We start from the raw sequence: 21928 nt of genomic DNA, 5'->3' as shown, positions 1-21928 counted from the left end.
AACTACACAGATCTCAGATTGCGCGATCGCACCCATTAACCAGTCCCGATCAATCACCGATAATACAACAGTTTAGGTCACTTCAGACCTTTTATAAGAGTCACCTGTTGAATTTTTACAGATGAATGCTAAATTCATCTTAAATACACTATTCCTATTTGTTTACAAAATGTAAAACTAAGGCAAGAGAAACAGGTCAGCAAAAAACGAGAAACTCAATTACCCAAGCCCCTGCTTTCTACCTAAATTGCCCCCGTCTCACATCAATTCACCCTGGGTAAATCCCCAGCAAGCGGCACAACTGTGTGCCAAGTCTCCATTCTAGAGGTCGCCATGGATGTCACTTATGTAGCTGAACCGATTTTAAAAATTGATGGTCAGTTAGCTTCTGAAGCGTTACTTAACGACATTATTGAAATCGCTTTGGAAGAAAGCCTCCATCTTCCTGGAATGTTCACCTTAGTGATTAAGAATGATTACTTTCCTGGGCGCACGGAGGATCAAACCTGGCGACATAGTGACTTATTTGAAATTGGCAAAACGATTAAGATAGGTTTCGTTTCAAGTACCACCGCAGCCCGAGAGTTTGAAGCGCAAGAGAAAGATTACATCCTCGAAGGGGAAATCACGGCGATGGAGTGTAACTTTACCCGTGACTCCGAAGCGCCAATGATTATTCGCGGATATGATATTTCCCATCGACTGTGGCGAGGGCGATATAATCGTTCGTTTCAGAACATGACCGATACCGATATTGTGAAAAAAATTGCTGGGGAAGTCGGGATACCCACAGGTCAGATTGATGAGACGGGGGGACCTTATGGCTATGGAGATATCAATGGGTCGAATGGCTATGTTTTTCAAGAAAATCAGACCAATCTCGAATTCTTACGAGAACGCGCCGCCCGCAACGGCTTTGAGTTCTTTGTTCAGGATGGGAAATTAAACTTCCGCAAACCCAAAGTCGATGAATCTCTAAAACTGAAATGGCTTCAAGATGTTCATAGTTTTCAGGTTAGAGTCAGTAGTGCAGAACAAGTCAGTGAAGTTGAAGTCCGAGGCTGGGACTATAGTCAAAAACTACCGATTGTAGAAACCGCGAATCGAGGACAGGTTCATACTAAAAATGATTACGGGGACGGTGCGAAAACCAGTACCAGTTTTAAAGGAAAGCCCCCCACACCCAAGATGATTTTAGTAGACCAACCTGTCTTCAATGCACCTGAAGCGAGAACTATTGCTCAAGCTATTTGTGATGAATTAGGGGGAGAATTTGTTCAGGCTGATGCGAAAGCTGAAGGAAACCCCAAAATTCGACCAGGGCGAGTCATCAAATTGAAGGATATAGGTAAGTATAGCGGAAAGTATTACGTTACAGAAACCCGTCATCTATTCGAGGAACGAGTTTACACCACAGAGTTCACGATACGGGGATTACGCGGGGATAATTTTCCCCCTCTGCTATCCCACGAAGCCCCTTTTCAACCTGGACAAACACTACTCGTAGGCATTGTTACTGATAATAATGATCCGAATAGTTGGGGGAGAGTCAGAGTTAAGTTTCCTACTTTGACCGAAGAACATGCGAGTTATTGGGCCCGTGTTGTGGGAACAGGTGCGGGTACAAATCGAGGATTTGACTGTTTGCCAGAAATTAATGATGAGGTGTTAGTGGCGTTTGAACATGGGGATATTCATCATCCTTATGTCATTGGCGGAGTTTGGAATGGTAAGGATAAACCGCCAGAACCCGTGACGAATAGTGTAGTGGATGGTAAAGTTAGACTCCGGACATTGAAAACTCGCACGGGTCATACGTTACAGTTTGTTGAAGAGGATAAAGGCAGCAGTAAAAAAGGGGTTTATCTGGATACAGTATATGGTCATCATTTATATTTAAATGATAGTGATAAATTTATCGAAGCGAAAACTAAAAATGGTAATCAAGTACGTTTAGATGATCAGAATAAGAAAATTATCATAAAAACTCAAGGAGGACATACTTATGAAATGAAAGATCAAGGCAGGAATATTACAATGCAATCAACGGGAACCATTAATGTAGAAGCTCCACAGAATATTACTTTAAGAGTAGGCGGCAGCACTATAGAAATGTCACCAATGAGCATTATCATCAAACAAGGTGGTAACAAGATAGAACTCAGTCCAGCAGGAATTAATATTGATTCCCTATCCATGACTAACTTGAGTGGCATGACAACATCAGTACGGGGTAAGGCGGCGATTACTGTGTCAGCTCCAACCGTTAGCTTAGGCTAAAAAATATGAGAAGGATACTTGACATAAACAAGCAAAAAATCGAAAAAAGGAATAAACAATGCCGTTGCAAACTTGTATGGGGGCAACACTCCAATGTATTCCCTTTGGAGTAGCACCCAGTTCGTTAATTGTGATTCCCAAAGGGCCACCTGTATCAGTGAAAGGTAGGTTAGCGGCTACAATTATGGACTTTGCTCCAATCGCCAATATACCACCTTTTGGGATGTGTATCTCTATAGCCAATCCAGCCGTGGCATCAGCAACAGCAGCAGCTTTAGGGGTATTAACTCCTATGCCCTGTATTCCTGTTCCAGTTGGTCCCTGGAAGCCTGGGGCAATTAAAACAAAGATTAATAATATACCGGCACTCCCTGATTTTGCTGTTTGTAACTGTAGTTGGGGCGGTGTGATTAAAATTATGAATCCTGGACAATTTCAAGTCACTGTTCTCTGAAGAGATTATTCTTTTAACGGGATAAATACATTCTGATTCATCCATTTGGGAATTTTGTTAGCACTCATTACACGCAATTCAACGCTAATTCGATCCTGAGTCATAGCTTCAGTAACATAAGTTTTGTGAAGCGTGCCATTGAGGAAAATCAGAACATCTCCCAGGGTCATTTCTGGTGACCAAAACTCATCGGGTGCAAAACGTTGTCTGAGTTTAACTTCATTTAAACAGTCATAATGGAGAAGCTGATCTAGATTTCGCCTGATCAACTGAAGACTTGGGCGATTTCGTCCACAGTCTGTCAGCGGTATCCAGCAGGTAATTAGGGGTGTTAACGGTTCACTGATATAGTCATTACTGCTATCCGACAAAGGGTTAAAAGTAACTCCTAAAGCCCCATCTTGATGCCAGCTATGGGGGGTATGCAAGGGATGATAGTGTGAGGGAGCATACTGTTTCCTGACCCAAGATTGAGAAAGGTTAAATAAAAGGGAGTTATCCATCATCTGGGCTAAAATCTGATAAGCTAAAGAATTGACTAAAATAGACAGCATCTGGTGAGAAATCGTCTCGAAAGCACGGGTTACTTGATAATCATCAAGGGCAAACAGACTAACGGAGGTGGAGCTGGCATTAAATAAATAGTAGAAAGGAAGATAATCACTGACCTGTTCGATGCCCTGCTCATGAAGAATCTGTTCTATGCTAGAAAAACATTGAGTGGCGGATCGAGCAACAAGGGAAAGTTGAGCCGTATCGAGGACTCCTTTGAGCAAAACAACTCCATAATTTTTGAGTGCAAATTCTGCCCCTATGACTGAATTATGAACTTCCATAGCTTTAACTGGACTCAGGTTTTGGCGAATAAGCTGAATTCTTGAGACCCTGATAAGGTAGCACTGATCCTAACGCGCTAAATTTATAAAAATGGCAGACATTACAAATAATCAGCCCCGCTCTTATCTGGGTAGGGGACTATCATTCCCATTACGGGGAAACTTACAAGGAAGCCTGCAACTCAGTTCCGATATCCGGAACCTCGAAGAATCGATTGGGCTTATTCTGGGAACAAAGGTGGGGGAACGAGTCTACCGACAAAATTTTGGCTCGCGCCTGTCTGAACTTGCCTTTGCGCCGATGAATACCCAAACTCTTTTGCTGATCCGAGTTTATGTGGAGGAAGCCATAAAAATGTGGGAACCTCGGATTGTACTAGATGGCGTTTATACAGAACCTGACCCGATTCGCGGTCGGGTCAATATTACTATTGAATATCATCCGAAAGACTCCCATGATACTCGGAGTCTGGTTTATCCGTTCTATCTCCAGCCCTCTGGGGAGTAACTAGGATCTGCTGAATTTGTGCTGGGGATAGGGAGCTGGGGGAGCTGGGGAAGCTGGGGGAGCTGGGGGAGCTGGGGAAGCTGGGGGAGCTGGGGGAGCTGGGGAAGCTGGGGAAGCTGGGGAGGAAGAGTTACCAACCAACGAATGACAAATAACAAATGACAAATGACAAATGACAAATGACAAATGACAAATTATGGAATTTGATTTTTTACCGAATTTACCAAAATCAGATCTCGACGATCGCACGTTTCAGGATTTGGTGGAAGAGTGTATCCTCCGCATTCCCCGCTACTGTCCAGAGTGGACGAATTATAACCCCAGTGATCCCGGAATCACGCTGATTGAACTGTTCGCTTGGTTAACTGACCAAATGTTGCTGCGGTTCAATCAAGTCCCCCGCCGTAACTATGTTACCTTTCTGGAATTACTGGGGATTCGCCTACAAGCCCCAACCCCGGCGCAAACCCAACAGACGTTTTATCTGAGTGCGGCGCTACCTGAATCCTACACGATTCCATTGGGAACAGAAGTGGCGACGGTACGAACCCAAACCGACGATGCGATTATTTTTAGCACCGATCGCTCCCTGGTGATTGCTAAACCGAGTATCCGCCATTTTCTCACCTCCGACACCGATGAAGATCAACCCCAAATCCTGCGCGATCGCTTCGTGGGAACTTGGACTCAGCGACCCAGGGGAGAGTGGCAAGGCTTGGAGTTATCGATTTTTAATGAACAACCCCAAACGGGAAATTGCTTTTATATCGTCTTTGAGGGGGATCAACCCATTGAAGGCAATGTTATCGCCCTGCGGATCAAAGGTGAAGCCGCTACCTCCACCGGGATTAATCCCGAAGATCCACCCCGCCTTTGGCAAGCCTGGAATGGTATGTTTTGGGAACCTATCCTGCTGCGAGAAGCCGATGATAGCACCAAAGGATTCAGTTTTAGTGAACTGATTCAGCAGGGAGGCGATCCTTTACAAGGGGCGGATGTTGTCTTGCATTTACCCCTGCGTTTACCGGTTACCCAATTTGTTACCTATCAGGGACGCTGGCTGCGCTGTATTTACACCGAACCTCGCTTCAATCAACCCGGTTATATTCGTTCCCCGCGAATTGTTGGTTTAGATGTCCGTTCGATTGGCGGTACAGTCGAAGTCACCCAATGTACCACGATTCGGAATGAAATCCTCGGCGAAAGTGACGGAACCCCCGGTCAAACCTTTCAATTACAAGGACGGGGAATTTTACCCCGACGGGATGAGGAACATATTCTGGTGATTCCGCCTGGAGGATTACCACAAATATGGCAAGAAGTCAATGATTTTGCCGATTCAGGTCCAGAAGACCTGCACTATACCATTGATGCGATTACCGGAACCGTTCAATTTGGTCCCCTATTACGAGAACCTTCTCAACTGCGAGAACAGACGTGGTGGCGTTCCCAGTCTCAGAGAGTACCGTCGGAAATGCTCAATTTAGTCAATGGTAGAACTGGCGTGGTAGAACGGCGGGATATCGCTGCGATGCAGTCAATGGAACGTCAATATGGGGCGGTTCCCCCTAGAGGTGCTGTGATTCAAATGGTCGCCTATCGCATTGGAGGTGGACAACAGGGTAACGTTCAACGGGGCGCGATTCAAGTCCTCAAATCCGCCGTTCCTTATGTAGCTAACGTGATCAACCATTCCTCCGCCCGGAATGGCGCTGATGCTGAATCCTTAGAAGAAGCCGTGATCCGTGTACCACGACTCCTACGAACCCGCGATCGCGCCGTCACTCCCGAAGACTTTGAATACTTAGCCATGGAAGCAGGAAGCGGTTCCATTGCTCGCACGTTATGCTTATCGCCAATTCGTAAAGAAGAAGCTGGAAGAGTGCGTCTGCTGCTTGTACCAAACGCCAATACCGATGGTATTGAGCGAGGTGAAGGAATTGACCCAGACTTATTAACCCTGACTCCCCAACTCACCGAGCGAGTGCTGAGTTATCTCGACGAACGACGATTACTGGGTGTAGAAATCCTCTGTAGCCAACCTGATTACGTCGGGGTTGCGGTACAAACTGAAGTTGCTCTCGATCCAGCTTATAATAATCCCCGCGCTCAACAAGAAATACTATTGAAATTACAAACCGCATTGTATCGCTTTCTCAATCCTCTGATCGGCGGTTCAGAGGGTAAAGGGTGGTCATTTGGTCGCCCCGTTTACTCATCTGATATTGTGACTATATTACAAAGCGTGCCTGGTGTACAGTATTTAGGCGCTGTACAACTGTTTGAATTACGGAGTCAGGGACAAAAGTGGATGCGAACCTTACCACGAACCCCTGTTATTGACCCCGGTCCTTTGGGTTTAATCTGTTCATGGCACAATAATCGATTACGCTCTGGTCATGTGATCAACTTAATTCCTTAGAATTTTTTTGTCGGGGCGGGTTTTACCGATAATGTTCACTAGAAAACCCCTAACTTAACAAAGCACCCGCCCCGATTTGATCCAACGCGCTAGTCGGACATGGTTTCGCCGTTCCCTGTTCCCGTTTCGCCGTTCCCTGTTCCCGTTTCCCTGTTCCCTGTTCCCTTGACAAATGACAAATGACACAAGCTCGCGATATATTACCCTTACGTCTGCAACTGACTCCCATGCAGTTGCCAGAGGTCACCCCTGAGTCCATTGGGGAGTCCAGCGAGTTAGAAGCGCCTTTGCTCAGCCAAGCAACTCGGCAAACAGAACGTCGCGGTTGCTATCTTACCCTCTACCCCGGAGAACCCAGTGAACTCCTGCTGGAACTAGAAAATCTAAGCAACCATACCTTACACTTGGATATTCAAATCCAGGGAGATTTTCCTTCCCAATGGTATCGTTTGGGTATGGAAGGGCGGGAACTCCGTCCCGGTGGACTGATGGAAGCTGTCATTCGCTTTTATATGCCAGCCGATTTCTTTGAGTCTAATCAGGTAGGAGATGCTCAACCCTCTCACCGTCTCGATTATCGCGGTCAGATTTATGTCTACTACAGCCAATCGGTAACGGGGAACAAACATGTTGAATCAGCTAGCTTTAATCTTTATGTTCGCCCTCACAGCTTATATCTAAACTTTTTACCTGAAATCTATCGAGAAGTAGATTTTATGGGTCGCTTGCTGAAAATTTTCGAGCAAGCCTTTGAACCGACAGTACAATCCCTGGATGCTTTATGGGCGTATCTCGACCCCTTAATGACACCAGAGACACTTCTACCCTTTCTAGCCCATTGGGTCGGTTGGCAGCTTAACCCCGCCTTAAGCCTACAGCGACAGCGCTATCTGATTCGTCAGGCGATGGAGATTTATCGCTGGCGGGGTACGCGCAGGGGACTACGATTCTACTTGCATCTATTTACTGATTTACCTTTAGATGATCATCTCCCAGAACATCAAAGACATATTTGTATTCAAGAAGTTTTTGGTCAGGGATTTATGATGGGAAACACGCGCCTAAATCAAGACTCCCTTATCGGCGGCGGACAACCTTATCATTTCATTGTGCGACTGCGTCCTGATCCCCCGACTAAAATTGACGAATTATTAGTTCATCAAATTATTCAACAAGAAAAACCCGCATTTTGTACCTATGAACTCTATGTTGAATGACAAATGACAAATAACAAATAACAAATGACAAATGACTAACCATTTTCCTCCACCTTCTATCCAACAATTTGAGCGTCTCCATGTCACAGATGGCTTACTCATTGATGCCCAACGTTGGCAGTTAGCGCACCAATATCACCGTCAGTATCGTAGAACCTATTACCAATCTCTGCATCAGCCAGGAATTGTCTTCGGTTTGGGGGTACATATTGTTCCCGCACCCGCTGATGTTGTGGCAAAATACCGAGATGAACGTTGGGTCGAAATTCAACCGGGAATTGCCATTGATTTATTTGGCAATTTTATCGTAGTGCCTGAACCCATGTCCTACCGGATTTCTTCAGAAGCGACGCCAGAAAAACCCTTGATGGTTTATTTGGTAGTTAAATTTAGAGATCCCGAAGAATTACGCACCCGTAGAACCACAGATAGAATCATCGAAACATTTCGGATTGATGAGAAGACGAGTCCACCCACTGAAGGGGATGTGGAATTGTGCCGGATTCTCCTTAAAGCTGGAAAATTTAAACTTGAAGTCCCCGTCCATGTTTTCTCCCCTAGCTATAACCAGTTGGACTTGCGCTACCGTCTCCAGCCACAAGCGCGACCTCAGGCGGTTGTTCAAGTTGCCATGTACAAAGGGCTAGCCGTTGATAACAATGAACATGAGCGTATTTTAGCGAATCTCTCCTATCTTCTGCAATCAACTTCTGGACTTTATCCAGCCCTGCAGGGGGGTGATGAAATTGGACAATTCAGTTTACAATTTGCAGAGCTACAAAATATTTTAGAATATGATTTATTTTTCATGGCGGATCGCCAAGTCCATGTATTAGGAGAATCTGAATTTGAGGTTCTGCGACAGTATTTAAAGGCAGGAGGCACACTTTTAGTAGAAGCGTCGTCAGACTTGAAACATTGGAGGCAAGGCAATGCAATAAAAGACCTGAGCCAACTTTACCACGAACTCGAACAGGCATTAACTCAAATCGATAACACTCCAAATATTGATACAGATACAAGATTAAAGCAATGCCGACAAGATATTGTAAGTGAACGAGAGATGATTGCGACAGAGTTAGCCAGACGCAAGAATTCGATCGCGGGTCGATTCCAAGAGTTTGCCCAAAGTTTGGGAGTTCTGTTAACTCCACTGGAAAAATTAGACCGCCACGACTTACTTCGGACTCAACCCTTTCTCTTTGCTGCGACACCTACTATCAACAGAAAGCCGATTCAAATCTTAAGCGGTGGCGGAATTATCGTCGCGCTAGGTAACTTATCAGGCGCGTGGGGAATCAATGAAAAGCGACTTACCTCCCGTGAAGCAATCCGTACAGCACAAGAAATAGGGATTAACATTTTGTATACGGCTTGGCGTCGCCGACAGCTAACCTGGGGACAACAGCCACTGCCAAAAATTGTTACATCAAATCCTTCCCACCCCTCCAAGCCATCAAAACCGCCGGATAAATCGCGTCGAGATGATCTGTTTGATAAGTTGATCTAGGGTGTTGATGAGGGAACTGCTTAATAGGAAAACTAGGGGAGTTTCAGGAGTAAGGAAAAAAATAATGGCAGATAATTTAATTGATACGACTGTTTCCCCAAAACAAATTAGATTTAAGCCCGGAGGTCTACCTGCTGCGTTTGAAGTTATGGTGGTGAATGATAGCGATCGCTTTGCCAGTTTTCAGGTGGAAGTCATGGCGGCTGGGGTTGACGTTGATCGCCTTCCGGATTGGTACATTATCTCCCCAGAAGTGAGTACCAAAAAGCCTCCCGGTGATGTCACCCATTTTCAGGTGACGATTGTGGATAATCCTGTACCAGGGTTTGTGGGACTGATGAACCTAACGGTGCGTGTCTTCTCCATGGAACTCCCAGATGAAGACAGAGAAGTCCTGCGTTTAATTTTAGAACAGGGTACGGGTTCGATTCCGTTAAAATTGGATCTGCCAGTGGGGGAGTTTCAAGAGTATCCAGCAAATCAGCAGGAAATCCCGGTACGGGTTTATAATCCCAGTCAACTTGAAACTGATGTTACTTTGAGGTTTTCGGGCTTAGATCCAACCTGGATTGTGGATGGAACTGAACGCCAGTTACACCTACCTCCTGGCGGACAAGCAACCGAAACATTTATCTGCCAAATTCCTGACATTCCCCAAGCCCCCAGCCGGATTTATCCTTTTGCGATCGCGGCGACTCATCGTCATGGCTCTCCCGCCCAAGTGGAAGGTATCCTAGAAGTTTTGCCTATGGGATTGGTTAAATTTAGCGCCACTCCCAAGCAGCAACAAATTCCAGCCAAACGCACCTGGTTACCCAACTGGCGTAGTTTCCCGGTTACCTACACATTGGAATTTGATAATCATAGCAATCTTCATCAGCAAGTCAGTGTTGAAATTCAAGGTGAAGACAAACAGGAATGTACCTTAGAATTGCCGGATAAACCCGCAGAATTGAATCCAGGTCAAACGGCTCAAGCAGCGACTAGAGTTCAAGCCCGACGCCATTTATGGGGTGGAACCAAGCGACTATCTTTAGAAGCGGTGGCGATGTTATCGGATCAGCGTTTAGGAAATACCAATCCCACTAGTCAAGTGTTAAGACTGGATGTTTATCCAATTCTTCCGGCTTGGTTAGTTTTGGGTGGAGGAGTTTTGCTTTTATATTTTATATGGTGGCTATCTTGGCTCAATCCCAATAACAAGTTGTTTGGACACCAAGCGGCAGTTAATTCCGTGCAATTTAATGGCATGAGTCAGAATGTCGTTAGTGGTTCCAGTGATGAAACTTTAATTAAATGGCGAGTTGATGGCTTTTTTAATCCTGTTGCTAATCCAGAAGTAGAGGAAATTGCCGATACGGGGAAAGCCGTGCGCGTTATTCGTTATAAACCGATAGATAATAATGTTGTCGCTGCTGGGTTAGAAAATGGTGAGATCCAACTATTGAATTTATTGGCAGAAACACCAAAATTGATGGATTCTTTTTCTTTTCAAAAAGATGATCGGGTCTTAGCATTAGAGTTTACTGAAGACTCTCGTTATCTGTTTAGCGGTCATGGCAGTGGTAAGGTGCTTGGGTGGGATATTTACCAAGATCTAGACCAATCTCTAGGACAATTGAACGAAGAAAAGCAACCGATTATGGAGCTAAACTTTGACTTCGCTGTCTATAACTTGGAATTTATAGGACAAGGCAATCAAAATTTAGCAGTTGCTGGACGATTTCATCAGTTAGTTATTTTGAATTTGGGTGATAATTCTCTGCGTAAAGTGACCTACAAAGAAGGAGAGGAAGGGGGAAAAGATGACTATATATTCAGCATGGATGTTGCCAAATTAAAACCTTATCTTTTGGCAACTGCTGATAATCAAGGCACTATTACTATATGGAATATGCGATCCTGTTTGGTGGATAATCAGTCTTGTGAAATTCTTGATCGCTGGTCGAATGGTCATGGCGGTCAACCCGTGCGCTCTGTGGCTTTAAGTAATGGGGGTTGTTACTTAGCCAGTGGTGGCGATGACGGGCGAATGATGCTGTGGCCCCTAACGAATCAGGGTAAACGAGCAGAAAATTACGCAAGTGGTATTGAAGTAGGTCGGTCATTGAGAAACCAAACATTCAAATTCAATAGTGTTGATATAAATGTTTTGAAGAGAAATATTCTGATCGCTAGTGGTAGTGACGATACCCAGGTGCGGGTGAGACGAGCGAAACGGCTGCAAGGGTTAGGGTGCGATCGCGATGAGTGACCGTAGGGTTTGGTAATTTTAACTAACAGTTTGGCATAGTAAGTCCGGAAGAGCCGGATGTCACAGACCTCAGCCGTGAGGCTGAGGTTTTTTGAGGAAATGCCAACTCTTGGTACAATCTATTGATTCCTACCGTAGCTATTTTCTTCTTCCTCCCCCAGAAAAAACTATGACCCGCGTCATTGGATTAATAAGTGGTACGTCAGTTGATGGAATTGATGCGGCTTTCGTGGAGATTGCTGGTTCCGAGTCAGATTTAACCGTGAAGTTGTTGGCGGGAGCGACTTACCCCTACCCGGAACAACTGCGATCGCAGATCCTAAATCTCTGTGCTGGCGGTTCTATACCTATGGCAGAACTCGCGGTGTTAGATGATGCGATCGCCCAACAATTTGCCCAAGCCGCCCAAGCCATCCAGAAACACCACCCACCCGCCGCTACGCTGATCGGTTCCCACGGTCAAACTGTTTACCATCGCCCCCCTAGGAAGATGCAGGGGAGCAGGGGAGCGGGGGAGCAGGGGAGAGATGATGTCCCAGGATTCTCCGACTCTTCTTTGGGATATAGTCTTCAGTTAGGACGGGGAGAGGTTATTGCTGACGCCACAGGGATTAAAACTATCAGTAATTTTCGTGTTGCTGATATCGCAGTTGGGGGTCAAGGAGCGCCCCTAGTCTCCAAAATTGATGCTTGTTTGCTTTCCTGTGCAACTCAACACCGATGTATCCAAAATATCGGCGGAATTGGTAATGTTACCTACCTCCCTCCCTGTCAAGGGAATTGGTTAGATGCTGTCTGCGGTTGGGATACCGGACCTGGGAATAGTCTGTTGGATTTAGCGGTGCAGCATTTTACTCAGGGAAGCAAAACCTATGACCAAGACGGGAACTGGGCGCGTCAGGGTACGGTTTGTCAAGCCTTGCTTAACCAATGGTTAACTCATGACTTTTTCCAACAAGCCCCCCCTAAATCGACAGGGCGAGAATTGTTCGGTTGGGATTATTTACAACAATGTATTGCCCAGAGTCAACTCTATTCCCTGAGTCCGGCTGATTTATTGGCAACCCTGACAGAACTCACCGTCGCCTCAATTGAGGAAAGCTACCGTCGCTTTTTGCCCCAGATGCCCGATCAGATATTCTTATGCGGTGGGGGTAGCCGCAATCTCTATCTCAAACAGCGCTTACAAACCCGGTTACAGTCAGTGGACATACAAACAACAGATGAGGCTGGGGTGAGTGGAGATTTCAAAGAAGCGATCGCCTTTGCCGTTTTAGCCTATTGGCGAGACTTGGGCATTTGCGGGAATCTCCCTCAAGTTACAGGCGCCAAGCATGGGGTACTTTTGGGTAATATCGCGCCATCCTAAAATAATTAATTTACAATGAAGCGTTTCTTGCCCACTTGGGACTACACTTAATACTGAAACATAATTGCCTTTTTTATCCTCATGACTACCATTTTGGCAATCTGCTTAGTCAGGCATTGTGTCACTGTTGAGGAAAAATTCAACAAGCAATATTCAATCAGAGGCAAAGGGTAACGCTGTGGCTCACACCTTTTTAATGGAGGCAGGACGATGGACACTCCAGGGGAATTGGCTGGAGCGCAATGGATTGCTGCTGAGCGTCAGAGGGAAAACAATTGTTGCCTGGGGTCGAGAAAACTGGTTTACGATGGTGACAAAGCTGGTTTTTCCCGACGATGAGCGCGAGGATATTTCTTTCCAGTATCGGGGGCGTCTTGATGCCGGAGAACGACAGTATACCTTTGTTTTACAGCATAGTGGTTTAGGTCGTGTCGAAGGCGAGGGTTGGATCACTCCAGAATCAATTGTTCAACGCTATTGGGTTTTAGGCGATCGTCAAAGACGTAGTGGTTTTGAAACCCGACACCAACTTGATGACAATACCTACTACCTCTCCAGTAGCATCATGGCGGGTCATTATCTGACCAGCACAATGGAAGCCAAGCTAGAACGACAGCCGGGATAGCACAAGACGTATTAACTGGTACACCATTAGCAATAACCTATCTAATTTATCTGTAGCAGGGGTTTAGGGAGGTCGTAAGACCCACGCTGTAATCTATGATGAGCGCGATGGGATACACGACTTCCCCAAGTTAATTTAGTTAACTCAATGTTCACCTAAATTAACATTTAACAGCACACTATCATCCAGTAAATACGCTATAAGATAGCTATGCTGACACTTAACTATCGTTACCGAATCTATCCAGATGTCACTCAAGAACAACGGTTAATTGAGTGGATGGAAATCTGTCGCCGTGCATATAACTATGCCTTGGGGAAGATAAAAGATTGGTGTAATAGTCGTAAGTGTTTGATTGATAGATGCTCTCTGGAAAAAGAAGCGGTCAAAGAACTATGAAAAACAACGACTCAAGGTAGCCCGACTTCACCACCACATTGACAACACCAGAAAAAACTTCCATTTCAAACAAGCTCACGCCCTTTGTGATGCTGGTGATATAGTTTTCATGGAAAATTTGGACTATAGAATCAGTGCCAAGGGAATGCTGGGTAAGCATATTCTTGATGCTGGTTTTGGTCAATTCCGCACCATTACTCAATATGTTTGTTGGAAGCGTGGGAAGTTTTTTGCTGTTGTTGACGCTAGAGGCACTTCAGGGGAGTGTCCTGAATGTAAAGGTGAAGTCAAAAAAGACTTGGATTACCGGGTGCATGATTGTCCCCATTGCGGTTTTAAAACTGACCGCGACGTAGCTAATGGTCAAGTCATCAGAAACCGAGGAATAGAGCTAATCAGTACCGTTGGACAGACGGGAATAGAAAGTGCCTGTGCAGCCGATTTACCGGGGGTTGAGGTAACTCAATCTAGGCAAGTGGCGAAATCCCGAAAGGGAATAACCAGGAAGTTCTCAAAGTGATTTGGGAAGCCCACACCAAATCAAAGATTATGGTGTGGGAGGATGTCACTCCGATTTTCTGTGTCACCTATAATCAGAAGTATAAAGCGTGAAGATCACTCACTGGGATTTGACCCCCCCCTAAAAATCTGCGACGTTTTACCTGCTTTTGTGTGTTAGCTTAGCAGGATAGAGTCCAGGATAGACCGATAAATTCTACGTCATCCTTGACATTTTTAACTTCTTGAGTTATTTATTGTGCGGTTTGCCACAGGTGTGGCTCCAGTTGAGCGCTCAACGAAGCGATGAACTATGGCTAGTCACCATGGAACGAGTAACCGAGTGAGTTATTGGGTTTAGTTCTTGAGGATGCTACTTGCCGAATTGCGCTTGGGTCAAACTGGTAAATAGGTATTGTTCACAACTGCTCCAAGCTCTCACTAAACCAATCATGACAAAAGACCCTAATCATGGTCGCATACTCGCCAATCGCTATCAACTCGTTGGGTTGATAGGTCAGGGCGCTATGGGTCAAGTTTATAAAGCTAAAGATATGTTACTCGGCGGCGTTATTGTCGCTGTCAAATTCATCTCCCAAACCTTGCTCAACCAAAAAATGCGCGATCGCTTTGAGCGAGAAGCAACAATCTGTGCGCTACTTGGGGAAAAAAGTAATCATATCGTGCGCGTCCGGGATTATGGCGTGGATGAAAATGATATTTCGTTTTACGTCATGGAGTTCCTAGAAGGCAATGGCTTAAGTGAAATCATTCGCGATCAAACCCTACCTTTACCTCGGTTTCTCAATATTAGCCGTCAGATTAGTTTAGGGCTGCAATGCGCTCATAAGGGGATCGTGATCGAAGGGCAACCTAGCCCAATTATTCACCGAGATATTAAACCCAGCAATATTCTCGTGGTTCAAGACGCCTCCTTCGGGGAACTGGTAAAAATCCTCGACTTTGGCATTGCCAAGCTGATCCAGTCCAACAGCGAGCAAACACACTCGTTTATGGGGACGTTAGCCTATTGTTCCCCCGAGCAAATGGAAGGACGGGAACTGGATAACCGCTCAGATATTTACAGTCTGGGTGTGATGATGTTTGAGATGCTCACGGGGGAAATGCCGATTGTGGGCGAATCCAATTCCTTCGGCGGGTGGTACAAAGCCCATCACTTCAGTCCACCGCGCACCTTTGAAGCCGCAAAACCTGATTTGAAATTGCCCAAAGCCTTGGAAAATCTGGTGATGAGTTGTTTGGCAAAAGAGGCGAGCGATCGCCCGCAAACAATTGAGGAAGTCATCCAGACGTTAGAACCCTTAGAGCAGCGTTTTGGTCAAGGACGACAACTCGGTCAACGGATTGGTGCGGTACTCTCGAAAATATCCCGCGTAGAAGAACCGCCCCAGCCTCCAGCTCGTTCCATTGAAGACCTCTGTTTACAAACATCTTGGCCCAAAAACAAACCTCAAGCCTCGATTGTTTTTCCTCATATTATTCGCACCAGTCAGGAACTGTTAGCCACCCTTTGGGTGATGCTGACGAAGGACGATATTGAAAACCGCCGAATTAGTACCCGCTATAACCAATTCCTGTTTCTGATGTCTCCTCATCCCATGGTGTTATGGATTACAGCATTGCATAACCGGCAACATGGCGCCCGTTGGCTAACCTGCTATTTGGATCTGAAAACTGCCATGGGTCAGAAAGTGATCCGCATTTTAGGAGAATCGGGAAGCTACCGGATTTTATTCTTTGCCCTGACTCAACCCCAACGCTGCGCCAATGTGATGACCTCCACCATTGCCTCAACTCAGCGGAAACTGCTCCTAGATTGGGCAAATGCTAGCCATGCGGCTATGCCCAGCGCTCAGCCTCAGCTGAGTAAACGAATTCTCAAGCAAGAGCTTGAGAAACTTAAGCCGAAAATTGTCATGAAGCTAGAAGCCGTTCATACTGATTATCCCACCGATATTTCCGGATAGGGTTTAAATTTTGAGTCTTGAGTTGAGAATTTATCTAATTGTGGGGGGAGAGGGGGAGCAATAAGACCCACACCATAATTTTTAATTGGGCGTTGGGATACACTCGACTCCCTCAACCTCAATGTGGTAAATTGACATGTAATTCGATACATCTGCTCACAAAGCGAGTTGAAATTGCTGCAGTGTGAGTTGATGATCGAATTCGATCATCAACAACCAACGCAAATCAAACTAACCAGTACCGCAGGGCTGGCGGGAATGGAAACTGCCTGTGCAGAAGGTCTACCGGGGACTCAACTGTACTCCTATGAGTCTAGGTAAGTGTCGAAATCCCGCAAGGCTTCCGCCGTGAGCGTCAGCCGAACGGGAAAAACCAGGAAATCCAAGTTGTGAAGCTTGGAAGCCCACACCAGAATCTTTGATTTGGTGTGGGATGATGTCACAGCTGCTTCACTTGAGCAACTAGCTGCGCCACAATATCCTTGGCGCTACCAAACAACATCATGGTCTTATCGCCGTAGAACAGCTCATTTTCAATCCCAGCAAAGCCCGCGCTCATGCTTCGCTTAATCACGATCGCATGTTTCGCCTTATCGACATCGAGAATCGGCATACCGTAAATCGGACTACCGCTATTGCTGCGAGCGGCTGGATTCACCACATCATTGGCACCAATGACGAGGGCGACATCCGTGTTATCAAACTGAGGATTGATGTCATCCATGTCATAGAGCTGGTCATAAGAGACATTCGCTTCGGCTAAAAGTACGTTCATGTGTCCCGGCATACGACCCGCAACTGGGTGAATGGCGTATTTGACCTCAACGCCCAGTTTTTCAAGCTGATCAGCTAACTCGCGCACCGTATGTTGTGCCTGAGCCACCGCCATACCATAACCTGGAACAACGACCACTGAACGGGCATAGCCCAACATCATTGCCCCTTCTTCAGCATCGATGCTATGGACAACCTTGTCCCCTACACCACCTGCGCCACCAGCACCGCCTTTGGCGTCACCGCTACCAAAGGCACTAAATAGCACATTGGGTAGGGAACGGTTCATCGCTTTACACATAATATTGGTCAGGATTAAACCCGAAGCCCCAACTAACGCCCCAGCCACAATCAGCATATCGTTCATCACGACAAAACCCGCCGCGCTCGCCGCTAACCCAGAAAACGAGTTCAGCAGTGAGATCACTACAGGCATATCGCCGCCGCCAATCGGCAGGACAAAGAAAATCCCTAACACCGAGGAGATACCTACCATCGACAGAAAGATGGTTGTATTCTCCGGTGTGACTAATAGGTAGCCACTGCACACCAAAAAGCTAATCAGGAGTAAGGAATTAAAAAGTTGCTGTAAGGGAAACTTTACCGGCTTACCCGTAATCAACCCCTGTAACTTGCCAAATGCCACAAAGCTGCCAGTGAGCGTGACTCCACCAATCAACACACCCAGAATCACGGTAATCGTAGACCCTAAGGGTACACCTTGACCCGTGCTGAGCAAGCGCCAAAATTCCCCGATCGCGACTAGGGCTGATGCGGCACCGCCCAACCCATTCAGTAAGCCTACCATCTGAGGCATGGCAGTCATCGCGACTTTATAGGCGGCGATTACGCCAATTACGGAACCCAGGGCGATCCCTGCCACAATCATCTGATAATTTAAGACCTGTTGGTTAAGCAGAGTTGCCACTACAGCCAGCAGCATTCCTACCGAAGCCCAAACATTTCCTTGGCGTGCCGTAGCTGGTGATCCCAGCTTTTTCAACCCCAAGATAAATAATCCCGTTGCGACTAAATAGGTTAGTTCAATCCCAGTCGGCAGAAACTCGGTCATGCTCTCACCTCACTTATTTTTTAAACATTTGCAACATTCGATCCGTAACTAAGAAACCGCCCACCACGTTAACCGTGGCTAACACCACAGCAATTAAACCCAAAATGACTGTGACATTCCATTCCTTAGATCCGGAGATGAGCAAGGCGCCGATGACGGCAATACCGGAAATGGCATTAGCGCCAGACATCAAGGGAGTGTGCAGGGTGGGTGGCACTTTGTTGATCACTTCAAAACCAACAAAGGAAGCTAACACGAAGACAAATAAACTGGCAATAAATGTGGTGGTCATCCCTTCCTCCTTTTTCGGGCTTCATGATACTAACTTTTCTTTGAGCAAGCGACAGGTTCATCGCCAAAGACAAAACGATCAACCATGACCTATACTTTTGTACTCATTTGAGACAGAGCATCTTTGACCCGCTGATTACGAATTTCGCCACCATGGGTGACACAGGTGCTCTCTACAATATCATCCTCAAAATTGAGTTGTAACTGTCCCTCTTTTACCAGGTACTGCAATAACGTTGATATATTCTTGGCATACATCTGGCTGGCGTGGGTGGGCATGGACGAGGGGACATTCATTGGACCAATAATCGTCACGCCATGACGGACAATATCTTTCCCCGCTTCGGTAACGGCACAGTTTCCACCTTGTTCGGCGGCGAGATCCACGATCACCGAACCTGGATTCATTTGCTGTACCATTTCCTCCGTCACTAGCAAGGGGGCTTTTTTCCCAGGAACTTGGGCGGTGGTAATTACCACATCGGCTTGCTTGACGTGTTCAGCGATCACCTCTTGGGTGCGCTGTTTAGCGGTGTCAGAGATTTCCTTAGCATAACCGCCTTCAGCAACGGTGTCTTCTTGGATTTTTACCTCGACAAACTTCGCCCCTAAACTTTGCACTTCTTCCTTAACCGCCGGACGAATATCAAAGGCTTCTACCATAGCACCCAGGCGTCGGGCAGTCGCGATCGCTTGTAAGCCAGCGACTCCTGCACCGAGGATAAATACTTTTGAGGGTTTGATCGTTCCCGCTGCTGTGGTTAACATGGGGAAGAATTTCGGTAATGCGGCGGCGGCAATCAGTACGGCTTTGTACCCGGCTACCCCAGCTTGGGAGGACAGCGCATCCATACTCTGGGCGCGACTGGTACGGGGAATCAATTCCATACTGAAGGCTGTCACCTGGCGGTTTGCCAGTTTCTGGGCGACGTCTGGCTTACCCAGGGGGTTGAGGAAGCTAATTAATACCGATCCTTCCCGCATCTGGTTGATTTCATCATCTTTGGGAATGCCCACTTTCACGATGACATCGGCTTCACCCCAGAGTTTGCCCGGATCTGAGACTAAGGTAGCCCCTGCTTCTTCGTAGGCGCGATCGCTAAAAAACGATGCCTCTCCCGCACCATTTTCTACCCAAATCTCTAAGCCCTGTTTGACTAAACGGGCAACAGTATCCGGAATCAGGGCGACCCGATTTTCGCCAACTTCAATTTCTTTAACCAGTGCTATTTTCATGAAAACTCCTTCTAACCGAAAAAACTATAACTTAGTCATTAGGCTACTGCCATACACGAAGGGCGTATTTTTATGACATCATAGCCCTTGTGCCTTCCTTTTGCATCAACCCTACACAGGCTATTTTTGGCTGGTAAAATTTGTTGGTCTTGAGGACGATTCAGTCGAGTTCCTCATTCGTACTGCAATTAGCTACAGTTTAATCGGAATATTCCTATTCCATTCTCCTAATATCCAACATCTTTATTTTCTAGGCTACTGCTATCTAGTATCACTTGTAGTATCGCTTGATAAAATAGTCCTAAATTTTGCAATTGAGTCAGCTCTTGTTCATCTACATTGAATAGCAATAAGTTTTGACAAAAACCGTAAAACTCTCTCCCTGTCTCCCGTCAACCTCAACAATCAAATTAATTCAATGCGTGAGAGCTTGCTGTTTGCATCCTAATAGTATTTGGTAATACTCAGAAGTATGAGCAGCTTTTTGCCAATTTTGTGTATATTTAACTACAGATAGGATAAAATTCACCAACCTTGCCCTAAAAGGGACAAGGATTGACCAAGCCAGTTTGGACAACGTAAGCGGTGAATAGCTCGGTTTGAGCCTAGTTCTGGCACAGACTTCCGAATACTTCCCTAGTTCGGACTAGCCTCTAAGCCTAATTGGTTAGGCGTTGGGTAATGCCAAGACATCTTGGACTGGGTGGGCGAAGGGACTTATTACAGGGTTTGCTGGTTCCTGGGATTATCTCCATTTAAAAACCAGCATTTAATTGTAAAGCTGTCTTATAAAGACAGGGTTTGGGACCCAAAGGAGTTTCGATGAAAAAGAGGGTGATAGTAGGCTGCAAGACACTTTAGCGGAGTCAAAGCCGAGAGTCAAGCCTGTCATACTGGGAGCATGGAGCGTAAAAGCACAAAACTTTCAAGTAGGTTGGCTAGAGCGCTCAAACCCAACTCGTTAACCCCCTTGCGTTGGGTTAATCTACCCTTCGGGAACGCCAAAGGCGAGTACGAGAAGGCTGACGCTCCTGACGTTGCTATCGCTGCGCGTCAAGCCTAGGTTCCAAGAACCCAACCTTCAAAGGTGACAGACTCCCCCTGGGAAGGGCGGGCGCTCCTCAAGTTTTGGGACAGTGCTAAAACGTTTACGGTAAAACCAGCCCCTACATCCGGAGCTTCCCCAGGTGGGAGATGAACCTAAGGCACTTTTCCCACGTCTTGAGCGTCTGCAACATCGCCGGACTACGGTATAACTTAAATCTGCTACAGTCAAAAACTGTAAAGCTTAGTAAAAATCTTAGTTTTTTTACAGCGAAAGGTCACCCACTTATGTTTACCCGCAAATCTCTTCTAGGACGCTTCGTTTCAGCCGTTGCTTTAACAGGCTGTTTATTCACAGGTTTAGCTGTCCAGACTTGGGCTCAGAATAATCCCGGACTCACTATTTTTAGCGGTGTGCAACGGGAAAATATTCTCAGGTACTATTTTGACTTTGGGGGTCGTGCAGCGGCTTGGGATCGATTGAGATTGAGGATTCCCAGCAAAAAGATGGAATTGGCGGTACAGCAGTTTGTCGTTCGTTATCCAGATTATTACACAGGAAAATTTAATCCAGATCGGATTGAGGTCAGGGTTGACGGTGAATCCCTACCCATTGCTGAGGTGGACTGGGATAAAGATAATTACCAGCTCCAGATTTATATGCAGGAGCCAGTTCCAGCCCAAGAAAAGGTGGAAATCGTGTTGTCTGATGTAAAAAATCCCCGGTTTGGCGGCACCTTTTATTTTGAATGTCTGGTATGGACTCCCGGTGATGTTCCCCTACCGCGTTATCTGGGAACCTGGATTCTGACGATTAGTTAGTTTTCACTCACAGGGTTCAATAACCCTGCCCTACTTCGTGAGGACAGGGATTGCCGGACAAACGGCGATTTAAACCGTTGAATACCGCACCATCGTCTCGGTTTGGCACAGACTTCCGAATACTTCCCTAGTTCGGATTATCTCTAAGGCTTTTTGTCAAGCCGCTGCGCGAGTCAGGACATCTTAACCGAGATGGCGGGAAGGGACTTATTACTCTCACTCGTGAGGATTATCTCCATGCTACGAGTATCGGAGCGCTCTCACCGCCAAAAGCGGTTTGATAATCGTAAGCAAGCTAAGCTTGCGCCCTCAATCCGAGCGAATAAGCA

General features: G+C 46.2%; 17 protein-coding genes and 2 pseudogenes. 15 read left to right on the top strand and 4 right to left on the bottom strand.

What is annotated here, in order from left to right; genetic code table 11:
- Positions 1 to 333 precede the first annotated feature (333 nt).
- Positions 334 to 2280 (top strand): VgrG-related protein, encoded by a 1947-nt coding sequence (locus ACLGGO_RS25755; RefSeq protein ID WP_446421409.1) that lies wholly within the window; start codon positions 334 to 336, stop codon positions 2278 to 2280.
- A gap of 58 nt (positions 2281 to 2338) precedes the next feature.
- Positions 2339 to 2734, top strand: coding sequence for a DUF4280 domain-containing protein (locus ACLGGO_RS25750; protein ID WP_446338106.1), 396 nt, complete (start codon positions 2339 to 2341; stop codon positions 2732 to 2734).
- A gap of 5 nt (positions 2735 to 2739) precedes the next feature.
- Here ACLGGO_RS25750 and ACLGGO_RS25745 read toward each other — a convergent pair whose 3' ends face one another.
- On the bottom strand, positions 2740 to 3570 hold the full coding sequence (locus ACLGGO_RS25745) for a hypothetical protein (RefSeq protein ID WP_446421408.1): 831 nt from the start codon (positions 3568 to 3570) through the stop codon (positions 2740 to 2742).
- Between the two features lie 91 nt (positions 3571 to 3661).
- On the opposite strand from ACLGGO_RS25745, the gene ACLGGO_RS25740 reads away from it, so the two are divergent.
- The 11 genes and pseudogenes from ACLGGO_RS25740 (at position 3662) to ACLGGO_RS25690 (ending at position 16681) form a co-directional block, all read left to right on the top strand.
- A complete protein-coding gene (locus ACLGGO_RS25740; protein ID WP_446338104.1) occupies positions 3662 to 4078 on the top strand; it encodes a GPW/gp25 family protein in 417 nt (138 codons plus the stop codon).
- A 196-nt stretch (positions 4079 to 4274) separates the two neighbouring features.
- Entirely contained in the window at positions 4275 to 6500 is a 2226-nt protein-coding gene (locus ACLGGO_RS25735; protein WP_446338103.1) for a putative baseplate assembly protein, read from the top strand.
- Between the two features lie 179 nt (positions 6501 to 6679).
- The gene (locus ACLGGO_RS25730) at positions 6680 to 7717 is read left to right on the top strand and encodes a phage tail protein (RefSeq protein WP_446421407.1); all 1038 of its coding nucleotides are present in this window, start codon (positions 6680 to 6682) and stop codon (positions 7715 to 7717) included.
- Between the two features lie 31 nt (positions 7718 to 7748).
- Positions 7749 to 9227 carry a hypothetical protein gene (locus ACLGGO_RS25725; protein WP_446421406.1) on the top strand — a complete coding sequence of 493 codons (1479 nt, stop codon included), beginning with the start codon at positions 7749 to 7751 and terminating at the stop codon, positions 9225 to 9227.
- A gap of 64 nt (positions 9228 to 9291) precedes the next feature.
- Entirely contained in the window at positions 9292 to 11481 is a 2190-nt protein-coding gene (locus ACLGGO_RS25720; protein ID WP_446421405.1) for a hypothetical protein, read from the top strand.
- Positions 11482 to 11650: 169 nt separating this feature from the next.
- Positions 11651 to 12850, top strand: a complete 1200-nt coding sequence (locus tag ACLGGO_RS25715) for an anhydro-N-acetylmuramic acid kinase (RefSeq protein ID WP_446421404.1) — start codon at positions 11651 to 11653, stop codon at positions 12848 to 12850.
- Between the two features lie 178 nt (positions 12851 to 13028).
- A complete protein-coding gene (locus ACLGGO_RS25710; RefSeq protein ID WP_446338098.1) occupies positions 13029 to 13475 on the top strand; it encodes a hypothetical protein in 447 nt (148 codons plus the stop codon).
- A gap of 210 nt (positions 13476 to 13685) precedes the next feature.
- A complete protein-coding gene (locus ACLGGO_RS25705) occupies positions 13686 to 13874 on the top strand; it encodes a helix-turn-helix domain-containing protein (RefSeq protein WP_446338097.1) in 189 nt (62 codons plus the stop codon).
- Positions 13849 to 14394: pseudogene (locus tag ACLGGO_RS25700) on the top strand (RNA-guided endonuclease InsQ/TnpB family protein); the annotation flags it as partial. The gene ACLGGO_RS25705 and the pseudogene ACLGGO_RS25700, both read left to right, overlap by 26 nt.
- A 430-nt stretch (positions 14395 to 14824) precedes the next feature.
- A complete protein-coding gene (locus ACLGGO_RS25695; RefSeq protein ID WP_446338096.1) occupies positions 14825 to 16360 on the top strand; it encodes a serine/threonine protein kinase in 1536 nt (511 codons plus the stop codon).
- Between the two features lie 192 nt (positions 16361 to 16552).
- Positions 16553 to 16681, top strand: coding sequence for a hypothetical protein (locus ACLGGO_RS25690; RefSeq protein WP_446421403.1), 129 nt, complete (start codon positions 16553 to 16555; stop codon positions 16679 to 16681).
- A gap of 118 nt (positions 16682 to 16799) precedes the next feature.
- On the opposite strand, the gene ACLGGO_RS25685 is transcribed toward ACLGGO_RS25690, so the two are convergent.
- From ACLGGO_RS25685 to ACLGGO_RS25675, 3 genes are all read right to left on the bottom strand, one after another.
- Complete coding sequence (locus ACLGGO_RS25685; RefSeq protein ID WP_446338095.1) at positions 16800 to 18206, bottom strand: NAD(P)(+) transhydrogenase (Re/Si-specific) subunit beta; 1407 nt, start codon at positions 18204 to 18206, stop codon at positions 16800 to 16802.
- 13 nt (positions 18207 to 18219) lie between these two features.
- Positions 18220 to 18498, bottom strand: coding sequence for an NAD(P) transhydrogenase subunit alpha (locus ACLGGO_RS25680; protein WP_446338094.1), 279 nt, complete (start codon positions 18496 to 18498; stop codon positions 18220 to 18222).
- An 89-nt stretch (positions 18499 to 18587) separates the two neighbouring features.
- Positions 18588 to 19733: a Re/Si-specific NAD(P)(+) transhydrogenase subunit alpha gene (locus ACLGGO_RS25675; protein ID WP_446421402.1), complete on the bottom strand. Its 1146-nt coding sequence runs from the start codon at positions 19731 to 19733 to the stop codon at positions 18588 to 18590.
- A gap of 1332 nt (positions 19734 to 21065) precedes the next feature.
- Between ACLGGO_RS25675 and ACLGGO_RS25670 the strand changes: the two genes are divergently transcribed.
- Both ACLGGO_RS25670 and ACLGGO_RS25665 read left to right on the top strand, forming a co-directional pair.
- Positions 21066 to 21599 carry a DUF2808 domain-containing protein gene (locus tag ACLGGO_RS25670; protein WP_446421401.1) on the top strand — a complete coding sequence of 178 codons (534 nt, stop codon included), beginning with the start codon at positions 21066 to 21068 and terminating at the stop codon, positions 21597 to 21599.
- 255 nt (positions 21600 to 21854) lie between these two features.
- Positions 21855 to 21928: pseudogene (locus tag ACLGGO_RS25665) on the top strand (RRXRR domain-containing protein); the annotation flags it as partial.

It is taken from the genome of Coleofasciculus sp. (genome assembly GCF_046565525.1).
In the GTDB taxonomy this organism is placed as follows: Bacteria; Cyanobacteriota; Cyanobacteriia; order Cyanobacteriales; family Coleofasciculaceae; genus Coleofasciculus.
Note: the sequence above shows the minus strand (reverse complement) of the source record. Positions and strands in the feature narration are given on the sequence as shown.